At 71.3% G+C, this 12,247-nt stretch carries 13 protein-coding genes; 7 read left to right on the top strand and 6 right to left on the bottom strand.

Annotated features, from left to right (window positions below; genetic code table 11):
• Positions 1-49: 49 nt before the first annotated feature.
• Both EHS43_RS23875 and EHS43_RS23870 read right to left on the bottom strand, forming a co-directional pair.
• A complete protein-coding gene (locus tag EHS43_RS23875; RefSeq protein WP_125192814.1) occupies positions 50-283 on the bottom strand; it encodes a DUF3263 domain-containing protein in 234 nt (77 codons plus the stop codon).
• Positions 284-316: 33 nt separating this feature from the next.
• Complete coding sequence (locus tag EHS43_RS23870; RefSeq protein ID WP_125192818.1) at positions 317-1,525, bottom strand: extracellular solute-binding protein; 1,209 nt, start codon at positions 1,523-1,525, stop codon at positions 317-319.
• Between the two features lie 169 nt (positions 1,526-1,694).
• On the opposite strand from EHS43_RS23870, the gene EHS43_RS23865 reads away from it, so the two are divergent.
• The 3 genes from EHS43_RS23865 (at position 1,695) to EHS43_RS23855 (ending at position 4,862) form a co-directional block, all read left to right on the top strand.
• Positions 1,695-2,639: an ROK family protein gene (locus EHS43_RS23865; RefSeq protein WP_125192813.1), complete on the top strand. Its 945-nt coding sequence runs from the start codon at positions 1,695-1,697 to the stop codon at positions 2,637-2,639.
• On the top strand, positions 2,639-3,850 hold the full coding sequence (nagA, locus tag EHS43_RS23860; RefSeq protein ID WP_260470676.1) for an N-acetylglucosamine-6-phosphate deacetylase: 1,212 nt from the start codon (positions 2,639-2,641) through the stop codon (positions 3,848-3,850). The genes EHS43_RS23865 and nagA overlap by 1 nt, the downstream gene beginning before the upstream one ends.
• Before the next feature lie 82 nt (positions 3,851-3,932).
• Positions 3,933-4,862 (top strand): 1-phosphofructokinase family hexose kinase, encoded by a 930-nt coding sequence (locus EHS43_RS23855; protein ID WP_125192816.1) that lies wholly within the window; start codon positions 3,933-3,935, stop codon positions 4,860-4,862.
• A gap of 3 nt (positions 4,863-4,865) precedes the next feature.
• On the opposite strand, the gene EHS43_RS23850 is transcribed toward EHS43_RS23855, so the two are convergent.
• Both EHS43_RS23850 and cdgB read right to left on the bottom strand, forming a co-directional pair.
• Positions 4,866-5,816 (bottom strand): CBM35 domain-containing protein, encoded by a 951-nt coding sequence (locus EHS43_RS23850; RefSeq protein WP_125192812.1) that lies wholly within the window; start codon positions 5,814-5,816, stop codon positions 4,866-4,868.
• Positions 5,817-5,937: 121 nt separating this feature from the next.
• Positions 5,938-7,593 (bottom strand): diguanylate cyclase CdgB, encoded by a 1,656-nt coding sequence (cdgB, locus tag EHS43_RS23845; protein ID WP_125192811.1) that lies wholly within the window; start codon positions 7,591-7,593, stop codon positions 5,938-5,940.
• A 339-nt stretch (positions 7,594-7,932) separates the two neighbouring features.
• Here cdgB and EHS43_RS23840 point away from each other — a divergent pair, with 339 nt between their 5' ends.
• Complete coding sequence (locus tag EHS43_RS23840; RefSeq protein WP_078936021.1) at positions 7,933-8,508, top strand: flavin reductase family protein; 576 nt, start codon at positions 7,933-7,935, stop codon at positions 8,506-8,508.
• A gap of 42 nt (positions 8,509-8,550) precedes the next feature.
• Positions 8,551-9,021 (top strand): N-acetyltransferase, encoded by a 471-nt coding sequence (locus tag EHS43_RS23835; protein WP_125192810.1) that lies wholly within the window; start codon positions 8,551-8,553, stop codon positions 9,019-9,021.
• Here the strand turns inward: EHS43_RS23835 and EHS43_RS23830 are convergent.
• A complete protein-coding gene (locus EHS43_RS23830; protein ID WP_125192809.1) occupies positions 9,018-9,866 on the bottom strand; it encodes a sigma-70 family RNA polymerase sigma factor in 849 nt (282 codons plus the stop codon). The genes EHS43_RS23835 and EHS43_RS23830 overlap by 4 nt on opposite strands.
• A gap of 162 nt (positions 9,867-10,028) precedes the next feature.
• Positions 10,029-10,466 carry an alternative ribosome rescue aminoacyl-tRNA hydrolase ArfB gene (gene arfB, locus EHS43_RS23825; protein ID WP_125192808.1) on the bottom strand — a complete coding sequence of 146 codons (438 nt, stop codon included), beginning with the start codon at positions 10,464-10,466 and terminating at the stop codon, positions 10,029-10,031.
• Between the two features lie 169 nt (positions 10,467-10,635).
• Between arfB and EHS43_RS23820 the strand changes: the two genes are divergently transcribed.
• The gene (locus tag EHS43_RS23820; protein ID WP_007382914.1) at positions 10,636-11,211 is read left to right on the top strand and encodes a TerD family protein; all 576 of its coding nucleotides are present in this window, start codon (positions 10,636-10,638) and stop codon (positions 11,209-11,211) included.
• A gap of 396 nt (positions 11,212-11,607) precedes the next feature.
• Positions 11,608-12,247: helix-turn-helix domain-containing protein (locus EHS43_RS23815; RefSeq protein ID WP_125192815.1), on the top strand; the 640-nt coding region annotated here is incomplete at its 3' end.

Here is a 12,247-nt window from a genome sequence, read left to right as displayed (position 1 = left end):
CCGGAGTGGTCGCCTGCAGCCGGACCTGGCCCAACCGCCCGCCCGACCCTCAGCGCTCCCCCCGCCGCGCCTCACGCACCCTGCGCAACCGGTTCACCGTCACCGGGTCGTGGGCCAGGGCGCGTTCGTCGTCCAGCAGGGCGTTGAGCAGTTGGTAGTAGCGCACCGGGGCCAGGCCGAGCTGTTCGCGTATCGCGCGCTCCTTCGCGCCGGGGCCGGCGAAGGAGCGGCGCTCCAGCGCGAGGATGTCCCGCTCGCGGGGGTCGAGTTCCGCATGCTCCATGCCCGGAACCGTAACCCCCGCCACCGACAGCGACTACTCCGCGTTCCGCGCGGTCAGCTGGAGCGCGCGCAGCACCTCGGCGGGGTCCCCGTCGGAGCCGACCGCGGAGCCGATTCGTTTCTTCACCGCCGCGCTGACCGACGCCCACGACGTCTTGCCGACCGGCGGCAGCTCCGCGGAGGGCAGCGCGGCGAGGAAGGGCTTGAGGTCGGCGTCCCGGGCCCCGGCGCTCATGGCCGCGGAGGCGGAGTTGGTCACCGGCAGCAGGTCGTACTCCCGGGAGAACGCGAGGACGTTCTTCTCGCTGTAGACGAAGTCGAGGAAGTCGCCCACCTGCTCGGCGTGGCCGTTCTGCCGGAAGGCCATCATCCAGTCGGCGACGCCCATGGAGTTCCGGGTCGGCCCGTCCACGCCCGGCATGGGCACCATCCCGAACTTGACCCCCTTCCGGGCGGCGGTCTTCATCAGCGAGGGGTGCCCGTTGAGCATCCCGACGTCCCCGGCGGCGAACGCCGAGAACGCGGCGGCCCGGTTCAGGTTCCCCGGCGCGACGGGACCGGTCAGCCCCTTGCCGACGAGGTCGTCCTTGAGCCAGGTCAGCGTGGCGACGTTCTCCTCGGAGTCGATGCCGTAGGTGCCGACGTCGTCGACGTAGCCGCCGTCCCCGCTCAGCAGCCACTGCATGGTCTCCGCCTGCGCCTCCTCGGGGCCGAGCGGCAGCGCGTACGGGTACTTCACCCCGTCCGCCTTGAGTGCCTCGGCGTCGGCGGCCAGTTCCTTCCAGGTCGTCGGCGGGGTCAGCCCGGCGTCGGCGAAGAGGGTCTTGTTGTAGAAGAGCAGCCGGGTGGAGGCGGCGAACGGCATCCCGTACTGCATCCCGTTGATCCGCCCGGCGGAGCCGAGCTGGGAGACGAAGTCGGCCTGCTCGCGGATGCCGATCAGTTCGTCGGCCTTGTACAGCAGACCCTTGTCCGCGTAGTCGGCGTAGGCGCCGATCTGCGCCATGTCGGGCGCCTCCCCGGCGTCGACCAGCTCCTTGACCTTGCGGTCGACGTCGGTCCAGGTGTACACGCTGACCTCGACCCGCACCCCGGGATGCTTGGTCTCGTACTCCTTGACGAGCTTGTCCCAGTACGCGCGGGAGCTGTTGGCCGAGCTGTCGCCGTAGTCGGCGGCGACCAGCTTCAGGGTCACCTCGTCCGACCCGCCCCCCACTCCGCAACCGCCGAGGACCGCCGTCATTCCCAGTGCGGACACCGCCGCGATCGTTCCCGTCCTACGCCGCCGCACCGACAACCGCCCCAAACTCACGTTCGAAAACTTTCCAAAAGTCATACATATTTCAGAAGTAAGGTCTACACCACGTGAGTGGACTAGACCTCTTGCGGGTCGACGGGTCACACTGTCCCCCGTGAGACATGTCATCGCCCTCGACGTGGGCGGCACCGGGATGAAGGCGGCCTTGGTCGGCGCGGGCGGCGAGCTCCTGCACCGGGCCCGCCGCGCGACCGGCCGCGAGCGCGGTCCGGACGCGGTCGTCGAGGGCATCCTCGACTTCGTCGCCGAGCTGCGCGCCTACGGCACCGAGCGGTTCGGCGCCCCCGCGGCCGCGGCCGGCGTCGCCGTCCCCGGCATCGTCGACGAGGACCGGGGCATCGCGGCCTACGCCGCCAACCTGGGCTGGCGCGACGTCCCGCTGCGCGCGCTGCTCGCCGAACGTCTCGGCGGCGTCCCGGTCGCCCTCGGGCACGACGTGCGCACCGGCGGCCTCGCCGAGGGCCGTATCGGAGCGGGCCGGGGCACCGACCGCTTCCTCTTCGTGGCCCTGGGCACCGGCATCGCGGGCGCCATCGGCATCGACGGGCGGGTGGAGGCGGGCGCCCACGGCTTCGCGGGCGAGATCGGCCACGTCGTCGTCCGCCCGGCCGGCACCCCCTGCCCGTGCGGCCAGCGGGGCTGCCTGGAGCGGTACGCCTCCGCCGCCGCGGTGAGCGAGGCCTGGGCCGCGGCCACGGGGAACGCGGAGGCGGACGCGGCGGACTGCGCGAAGGCCGTCGAGGCCGAGGACCCGAAGGCCCGCGAGGTCTGGCAGCACGCCGTGGACACCCTCGCCGACGGCCTGGTCACCGCCCTCACCCTCCTCGACCCCCGCACCCTGATCATCGGCGGCGGCCTGGCGGAGGCGGGAGACACGTTGTTCGCACCACTGCGGGAGGCGATCCGGACCCGCGTCACCTTCCAGAAGCTCCCGACGATCGCCCCGGCGGCCCTGGGCGACACGGCGGGCTGCCTCGGTGCCGGCCTCCTGGCCTGGGATCTCCTCAAGAAGACCGACGGTTTGGAGGTAACGCCCTGATGACACCCCCCTCAGGGGCGCGGGGAACTGCGCGACCAGCAACGACGGACCCGCACCCCGCGCCCGGCAAGTCGCCCCTCGTCCTGTCCGGCGCAACCGTGGTCCTGCCCACGGGACCGGTCAAGAACGGCCAAGTCGTCATCGAGGGCACGCGCATCACCGCCACCGCCCCCGAAAACGCCCACGTCATCGACGTGACCAACCACTGGCTCGTCCCAGGTTTCGTCGACCTCCACAACCACGGCGGCGGCGGAGCCTCCTTCACCTCGGGCACGGTCGAGGACGTGCTCAGGGGCATCGCCACGCACCAGGCCCACGGCACCACCACCCTCGTCGCCTCCACCGTCACCGGCGACATGGACTCCCTCGCCCACCGGGCCAGCCTGCTGAGCGAGCTCGCCGAGCAGGGGGACATCGCCGGCATCCACTTCGAGGGCCCGTTCATCTCCCCCTGCCGCAAGGGCGCGCACTCCGAGGCACTTCTGCGCGACCCCGACCCGGCCGAGGTCCGCAAGCTGATCGACGCGGCGCGCGGGCAGGCCAGGATGCTCACTCTCGCCACCGAACTCCCCGGCGGCCTGGACTCCGTACGCCTGCTCGCCGAGCACGGGGTCATCGCGGCGATCGGCCACACGGACGCGACCTACGAGCAGACCGTCGAGGCGATCGACGCGGGCGCGACCGTCGCCACCCACCTCTTCAACGCGATGCCGCCCCTCGGCCACCGCACCCCGGGTCCCATCACCGCCCTCCTGGAGGACGAGCGGATCACGGTCGAGCTCATCGACGACGGCACGCACCTCCACCCCGCCGCCCTCCAGCTGGCGTTCCACCACGCGGGGGCGCGCAGGGTCGCCTTCATCACGGACGCCATGGACGCGGCCGGGTTCTGCGACGGCCGCTACATGCTCGGCCCACTGGAGGTGGAGGTGAGCGAGGGGGTCGCCCGTCTGGTCGAGGGCGGTTCGATCGCCGGCTCGACCCTGACCCTGGACCGCGCCTTCAAGCGCGCGGTGACCGTCGACCGGCTGCCGGTCGAGGACGTGGTCGCGGCGATCTCCGCCAACCCGGCCCGGCTGCTGGGGATGTCCGACCGCATCGGCTCCCTGGAGCCCGGCAAGGACGCCGACCTGGTCCTTCTCGACCGTCATTTCGACCTCAAGGGCGTCATGCGCCGCGGAGAATGGGTGGTCGATCCCCAACTGGGGTGATCTGTCCGGCTGTTGGGGCCGGGGCCGTCCTGGGAGACTGGACGGGCACATGTCCGTCCGTCTTCGGGGGAGGTCGGCCCGGGTGATCCTCACGGTCACGCTGAACACCGCTCTCGACATCACCTATCGCGTGCGGTCGCTGCGGCCGCACACCAGTCACCGGGTCACCGAGGCCGTCGAGCGCCCCGGCGGCAAGGGCGTGAACGTGGCCCGGGTGCTGGCCGCCCTCGGCCACGAGGTGACGGTCACCGGCTTCGCCGGGGGCGCGACGGGCCGTACGGTCCAGGAGCGGCTCACCGCTGTCCCCGGTCTGGTGGACGCGCTCGTCCCGGTCACCGGCGCGACCCGGCGCACGATCGCGGTGGTGGACGAAGTCCGCGGCGAGACCACCCAGTTCAACGAACCGGGCCCGACGGTGACGCCGGCCGAGTGGACGGCCTTCCAGGAGGCGTACGAGGATCTCGTCCCGTCCGTCTCGGCGGTCGCCCTGTGCGGGAGCCTGCCGCCGGGGGTGCCGGTGGGGGCGTACGCGGGACTGGTGCGCACCGCGAAGGCGGCCGGGGTCCCGGTCCTCCTCGACACCAGCGGAGAGGCCCTGCGCCGCGGGGTCGCCGCCCGCCCCGACATCCTCAAGCCGAACAGCGAGGAACTGGCCGAACTGACCGGCTCCCACGAGCCGCTGCGGGCCTCCCGGGACGCACGGCGCCGGGGCGCCCGCGCGGTGGTCGCCTCGCTGGGCGCGCAGGGTCTGCTGGCGAGCACCCCCGAGGGCCGCTGGCGTGCCACGCCCCCCGCCCCGGTGTCCGGCAACCCGACGGGCGCCGGTGACTCGGCGGTGGCGGGCCTGCTGTCGGCCCTCGCGGAACAGCTCCCGTGGCCGGCCCGCCTGTCCCGGGCGATCGCCCTGTCGGCGGCGACCGTACTGTCCCCGGTGGCGGGCGAGTTCGACCGGGCGGCCTACGAGGATCTCCTGGGCCGGGTCACGGTCACGGGGGAGGCCAGCGCGGCGTGAGCCCTACTGGTCGACGTTCTCCGTGATGGAGAACTTGTCGAGCAGGGCGTTGCACTGGTTGCCCTGCTGGCAGGAGAGCTGGATCGTGTTGGTGCCCTTGGTCAGGGAGACCTGGGCCCACGTCTCCTGCCATTCGTTGGCGGGCAGCCCGCCGAAGTTCTTCATGTTCAGCGGCCGGGCGGAGGACTTCCCGTTGACCGTCACCGTCGCGTTGGCGTCCTCGGCGGGCAGGCCGTAGCGGACGTAGAGACGGTAGGTGCCGGCCTTCTTGATGCCGTTGACCGTCCAGGTGACCGAGGCGCCGACCTGGTTGAAGCCCTGGACGTAGACACCGCCGTCGGACTTGGCGCCCTTCACGTCGGACGCGAGGCCGGTGCCGCCGTCCAGCCGCATCGTCTTCGCCTCAGCCGCCGGAAGGTCGGCCTCCGCAGTCTCCGACGCCGACGCGCTCGGCTGCGAGCTCTGGGACGTGGTCGGGGTCGTGGCCGCCTCGTTGCCCTTGTCGTCCTTCTGGTCGTCGCCGCCGGCGATCGCGATGCCGATGCCGATGACGACCGCGGCGACCACCGCGATCGCGCCGATCAGCAGACCCTTGGTGTTGGGGCCGCCGCCGCGGCGTCCGCCGCCGCTGTGGCCCGGCATGGGCTGCTGGCTGGTGGGGGCCCCGCCCGGAAGGGTCTCGGGGGCCTGGTAGTGGGCGCTGGGCTGGCCGAAGCCGGCCTGGCCCTGCTGCGGCGGGACCTGGCCGTACGGGCCGTTCGGCGCGGCGGGTGCCTGCTGCTGGCCGTACTGGCGCTGGCCGACCGAGCGCGTCCTGTTGACGGAGTTCGGGTAGCCGTAGCCGTAGCCGCCGCCTGACGGCGGCTGGGCCCCGTTGGCCTGGCCGTCGGCGTAGAGGTAGCCGAACGGGTCGTCGTCCTCGGGCGTGCTCGCGCCGTTGTTGCCGGACGTCATCCCTTGGTACTCCTCAACAGGTGCGGATCGGATGCGATACGTGGAGTCAGAATGGCGAGCCTACCCGCTCCTGGTGGCCCAAACGGGTGACTCGGATCGCATCGGCTCGCTGACCTGGGGCTCAGCCCGCGCGTCTGTGCTGTTTGGGACGAGATCGTTTCTCGACGTACATCCGCTCGTCGGCGGACTTCAACACTTCGTCCGCGGTCATGCCGCAGTGCGCCCAGCCGATACCGAAGCTGGCGCCCACCCGCACGGCCCGTCCCTCGGCCCGGATCGGCTGGATGATCTCGTTGCGCAGGCGTACCGCGAGGTCCGCCGCGTCGGCCTTGCCGAGGCCGTCGGCGAGGATGACGAACTCGTCACCCCCGAGCCGCGCGACGGTGTCACCGTCGCGCACACACTGGGAGAGGCGCCGGGCGACCTCTATGAGCACCGCGTCGCCCGCGTTGTGCCCGAACCGGTCGTTGATGGACTTGAAGCCGTCGAGGTCGCAGAAGAGCACCGCGAGCCCCTTGGTGCCGTCGTCGCGCTCCCCCTCGGGGGCGACGGTGTGCACATGGTGGTCGAAGGCGTCGTACGCCGCGGCGCCGCCCTGCCGGAAGTCGAAGCCGTGCCCGCCCGCGTCGAAGGCCGGGTGCCCGAAGGCCGCGTCGACGGGCTCCAGCGCGCCGGTGTGGGTGGGGCGCTGGCAGAGCCGGGAGGACAGTCGCGAACGCAGCTCGGCGGAGTTCGGCAGTCCGGTCAGGGAGTCGTGGGAGGCGCGGTGGGCCAGCTGGAGCTCGCGGCGCTTGCGCTCCTCGATGTCCTCGACGTGGGTGAGCAGGAAGCGCGGGCCGTCGGCGGCGTCGGCGACCACGGAGTTGCGCAGGGACACCCAGACGTAGGTGCCGTCCCGGCGTCCGAGGCGGAGCTCGGCGCGTCCGCCCTCCGCCGAGGTCCGCAGCAGGGTGCCTATGTCCTCGGGGTGGACGAGGTCGGAGAAGGAGTAGCGGCGCATCGCGGACGCGGGGCGGCCCAGCAGGCGGCACAGGGCGTCGTTGGTGCGCAGGATCCGGCCGTGCTGGTCGCCGCCCATCTCGGCGATGGCCATGCCGGAGGGGGCGTACTCGAAGGCCTGCCGGAAGCTCTCCTCGCTGGCCCTGAGGGCCTGCTGCTCCCTTTCGAGCCTGACCAGTGCGCGCTGCATGTTCGAGCGAAGACGCGCGTTGCTGATCGCGATCGCGGCCTGGAAGGCGTACATCTGGAGCGCCTCGCGGCCCCAGGCGCCCGGCCTGCGGCCGTTGCGCGGCCGGTCCACGGAGAGCACGCCGATCAGCTCGCCGCACTGGCCGCCCTGCACCCCCGGCGTGTACATCGGCGCGAACAGCCGGTCGGAGGGGTGCCACTCGTCCTCGAAGCGGGGCGCGGGCCCGTCGGTGTACCACTGCGGGACGTCGTCGTCGTCGAGGATCCAGCCCTCGGTGTGGGGTATGAAGACCAGGTCGCCCCAGGTCTCCCCCATGCCCAGCCGGCGCTCCCAGGACTCGCGGGAGCCGACCCGGCCGGTGATCAGGGACTCGGCCGCCTGGTTCCCGGAGAAGGCGGCGACCACGAGATCGCCGTCGGGGCGTACGAGATTGACGCACGCCAGTTCGTAGCCGAGTGCGGTGACCACGCCGTTCGCGACGGTCTGCAGTGTGTCGGCCAGGCTGCGGGCCGTGTTCATGTCGGCCATGACCTGGTGCAGCTGTCGCAGGGACGCAAGACGGACGTACGGCTCCGACTCGCTCTCCATTGCTCGCCCTCCCCCCGAGACCTCGCAGCGAATCAAGGGTTCTCTTCGGCGTATCTTCAGTGCGGTTTCGTTGGTGCGGCTTCGTGGGTACTTCCCCGCCACTGAATCACAGCGCGCTGCCCACTCGGTACACAGGGTCAACAATTAGCGCCTCTTGTGACTCAAGTCACAGCGAAAGATGAACAATTGAGTGGGGTTTCTGCGTTTTCCCTGTGCGTTTACTGAACGTAATCTTTGGGTGTTTGTGCACACCGAACGCGTCTGGGCCGGTGGACCTAGGTCCGACCTCGGACGAAGGCCCGATGCGGTCCGCCCGCACGTGACACTAGCGTTTCCGACGTGCCGAACACTCCTGCCGCCACCGCGCCGATGATCCCTCCGCCCGCTTCCGGGCATGCTGTGGGGGTGAGCAACGACGAGTTCCGCGCCGCCATGTCCCGGCTGGCCGCGGGCGTGGTCCTGGTGACCGCGTTCGAGCCCCCGCTCGACGCCGAGGGCCCGGGGGGCGAGGACGTCGGCATGACGGCCACGGCGTTCCTGTCGGTCTCCCTGGACCCGCCTCTGGTGCTGGTCAGCCTGCGTACCGGCTCCCGCATGGACGACCTGCTCGACGAGCAGCCGCTGTGGGCGGTGTCCGTCCTGTCCGAGAGCCAGCGGCACATCGCCGGCCGCTTCGCCATGAAGGGCCGCATCAGCGACCGCCTGCTGTTCGAGGACATCCCCTACGTCCGCGGCTCCGCGACCGGCGCCGCTCTGGTGGGCGGCGCGCTCGCCACCCTGGAGTGCCGCACCGAGCAACGTGTGGAGGCCGGCGACCACACGCTGGTGATCGGCCGCGTCCTGACCGCCGACGTGCCGAGCGCGGACGGCGGCCCGCTGACGTATTTCCGGGGCCGGTACCGGCAGTTGGGCTGAATTCCGTGGCGAAGCGCCATCGCCGCGTCCTAAGGTCCCGGGATGGCATTCGCACCCCGCCTCGAAGAGGTCACACCCGGGAATTTCGAAACCGCGACCGGCATACGCGTCCGCCCGGAACAGGAATTCGCGGTCTCCCCCGTGATGCAGTCCCTCGCGGAGGCGTACGTGCATCCCCCGGACGTCGCCTGGCCCCGGCTGATCGTCGACGGTGACCGCACGGCCGGCTTCCTGATGGCCTTCCTCGACATCGACTGGCGTGCCGACGGCGGCACCGTGCGCCGCTCCGGCCTGTGGCGCCTGAACATCGCCGCCGACGCCCAGGGTCGGGGCTACGGCCGTTTCGCCGTCGACTCCGTCGCCGCGGAGCTGCGCCGCCGGGGCACGAAGGAGTTGTACGTCACCTGGCACGAGGGCCCGCACGGCCCGTCCGAGTTCTATCTGAGGCTGGGCTTCCGCCGGACCGGGGAGCAGAGCGGAGGGGAGACGGTGGGGGTCCTGGACCTCGCCTAGAGGAGAGTGACGTCCGAACGGGCCGCCGCGTCCGGGTCCGTGGTGATGTCGATCACGGCGATCCGGTCGTGTACGAACGTGAACGCGAGCGTCCGCCACACCCGGCCCTCCCGCAGCAGCGCGATGCCGGTGCGCCCCTCGACGAGAGCGGGCACGGGGACACCGACCATGTGCCGCGAGTAGGTGGCCGCGCCCTTGGCCACCGCCAGGGCGCCCGTAGTCACCCCGGCCTCCGTGCGCACCACGACATCCGGGTCGAGGACCTCCAGCAGCCCGTCGAAGTCGCCCTCGCGCGCGGCGGCCAGGAAGGCGTCGACGAGTTCCCTCCGACGCGCCGGATCGGTGTCGGTGGCCTCGGCGCCCCGCACCCGGCGCCGGGCCCTGCTGGCGAGCTGGCGGGCGGCCGCCGGGGACTTGCCGATGATGCCGGCGACCTCGTCGAAGGACACGGCGAACAGGTCGTGGAGGACGAAGGCGAGCCGTTCGGCGGGGGTGAGGGTGTCGAGCACGACGAGGAGGGCACTGCCGACCGAGTCGGCGAGCAGGACGTCCTGCTCGGGACCGGGGACGGTGACGGGGACGGCCGCCTCCGCCTCCGTCTCCAGCGACTGTTCGCCACGGGACCTGCGGGAACGGAGCATGTCGAGACACACGCGCCCGACGACCGTCGTCAGCCAGCCCGCGAGGTTCTCCGCCTGCCGCGCATCGGCCCTACTGAACCGCACCCAGGCCTCCTGCACAGCGTCGTCGGCCTCTGCGACCGACCCCAGCATCCGCTGCGCCATGACCCGCAACCGTGCGCGGTGCGACTCGAACCGCTCGGCAAGGAAGTCGTCGTCGCGCATGAGGTCAGCCTCTCGTCGTCGTCCGCCGTCGATGAGTTGACGGATGAGACGCAGAGAATGTGACGTGCCCCGCAGGGGCGCGGGGCTGTATCGATATGCGGCTCCGCCGCGTGGACGCGACCGGCCACGACGGCGCCGCAGCCGCTGGACGGCCTGAAGCGGTCAGCCCCAGTCCCGCCCGGACCGCCCCCGCTTCGTGTCCGACCGGGCCTTCTTCTCCCGCAAGCGACGCTCGTTGATCCCACGAGGGATCCGCGTGGCCCGCCGCGGCTTGGGCGGCGGCGCCGTCGCTTCCGCCAGCAGCGCCGCAAGGCGTACGGCGGCGGTCTCGCGGTTGCGCCACTGCGAGCGGTGCTCGGAGGCGCGGACGCTGACGACCCCGTCGACGAGCCGGCCGGCCAGCCTGTCCAGCGCCCGCTGCTTCCACACCTCGGGCAGGGCCTCGGTGCGGGCCAGGTCGAAGCGCAGCTCCACCTGGGAGTCGCTGGTGTTGACGTGCTGCCCACCCGGCCCCGACGACCGCGAGAAACGCCACATGAGCTCGGCCTCGGGCAGGGAGACGGAGCCGCGGATGACGTAAGGACCGGACATGACGTCCATGTTCCCGCGTCTGTCCGGTCCACGTCACCCCAATATCGCCTGTCCGTCCCCGGCACGCGCTTGGGTAAAGAAAGTAAAGAAGCGGGGAACCTTCGACACCACTCGCGGCGTTCATAGAGGTAGCTGTAGCTTCGTGCCCGTTACATAACGAGGGAAGGGACTCCCAACAATGGCTGTAAGCCTGTCCAAGGGTGGCAACGTCTCGCTCACCAAGGAGGCTCCGGGCCTGACCGCCGTCACCGTGGGCCTCGGCTGGGACGTCCGCACGACCACCGGCACGGACTTCGACCTCGACGCCTCCGCGATCGCGGTCAACACGCAGGGCAAGGTCTACTCCGACGCCCACTTCGTCTTCTTCAACAACAAGCAGACCCCGGACCAGACCATCGTCCACACCGGTGACAACCGCACCGGCGAGGGCGCGGGCGACGACGAGGCGATCAACGTCAACCTGGCCGGCCTCCCCGCCGACATCGACAAGATCGTCTTCCCGGTCTCGATCTACGACGCGGAGAACCGCTCGCAGAACTTCGGCCAGGTCCGCAACGCCTACATCCGCATCGTCAACCAGGCCGGCGGCGCGGAGATCGCCCGCTACGACCTCTCCGAGGACGCGGCCACGGAGACGGCGATGGTCTTCGGCGAGCTGTACCGCAACGGCGCGGAGTGGAAGTTCCGCGCGGTGGGCCAGGGCTACGCGTCCGGCCTGGTCGGCATCGCCACGGACTTCGGCGTCAACGTCTGACGTCAGCTGCGCTGTACTGAACGGGAGCCCCCGGCCGAACCGGCCGGGGGCTCCCGTGTGTCTGCACCCGCGTGTTGACCACTGGCGTCGATGTCTCACCGCGTCCCGAGAACCCGTACTCCGGAGGCGCGGGCGGCCTTTCTCAAAGAACCCCGGGCTGAAAGAAACCCCACCAAGCCCCACCCCTCCTCCCGCCGAAGCCGCAGCTCACTCGCCCGAGTGAACATCGCCAACTGAGCTGGATTTCCGCCCGGTTGCTTGCTCTACAGTCGGCGCAACACAACCGCAGACATGCAACGGCCCTCGCGGGGACTGGCATCCCGATGCGAGGGCCTGACCACCAAGGAAGAAGAGACCTTCCCGGTGGCGCCCACCAAGGAAGAGAAGGCCTTCCCGATGGACACCCGAAACCCTAGCGCGCCCTCACGCGCCCAGGCCCGTACCGCGGGCAAAAACCACCCCCACGCGGGTGGCCTCGTGCACGAGAACGCCCGTCACACCGAACGCTTCACGGTGATCGGCAACCACCTCGCCCAGCACCCGGAGCTCTCGCTCGTGGCGAGGGGGCTGGCCCTGTACATCCAGTCCCTCCCCTCCGGCGCTTCCGTGGACATCAAGACCCTCGCGTCCCGCTTCCCCGAGGGCAGGGACCGTATCGCCGCCGCCCTGCGGGACCTGGAGGCCCACGGCTACCTGCGCCGCACCCGCGAACGCCTCCCCGGTGGCCGTATCGTCACTCGCACGGTCTCCTGCAACCGGCCGGGTCACCGTGGCCGTACCGGCGAGGACCAGGCCCCCGGGCCGCCGAAGAAACGGCAACCGGCGCCCCGCAAGAAGGTCCTGCCCGTCGTACCGCAGCCGGCTTACCCGGCCCCCGCTCTCATCCAGCGCGCGATCGAACTCCTCGCCACTCTCCGCCGCCACGATCCCCGTCTGCTCCTGTCGGCGACGGACACGGAACACCTGGCCCCCGGAGTCGCCGCGTGGCTGGAACGGGACCTGACCCCCACCGACGTACGGGACGCCCTGACCGCAC

Source organism: Streptomyces sp. RP5T (assembly GCF_003933965.1).
GTDB lineage: Bacteria > Actinomycetota > Actinomycetes > Streptomycetales > Streptomycetaceae > Streptomyces.
Note: the sequence above shows the minus strand (reverse complement) of the source record. Positions and strands in the feature narration are given on the sequence as shown.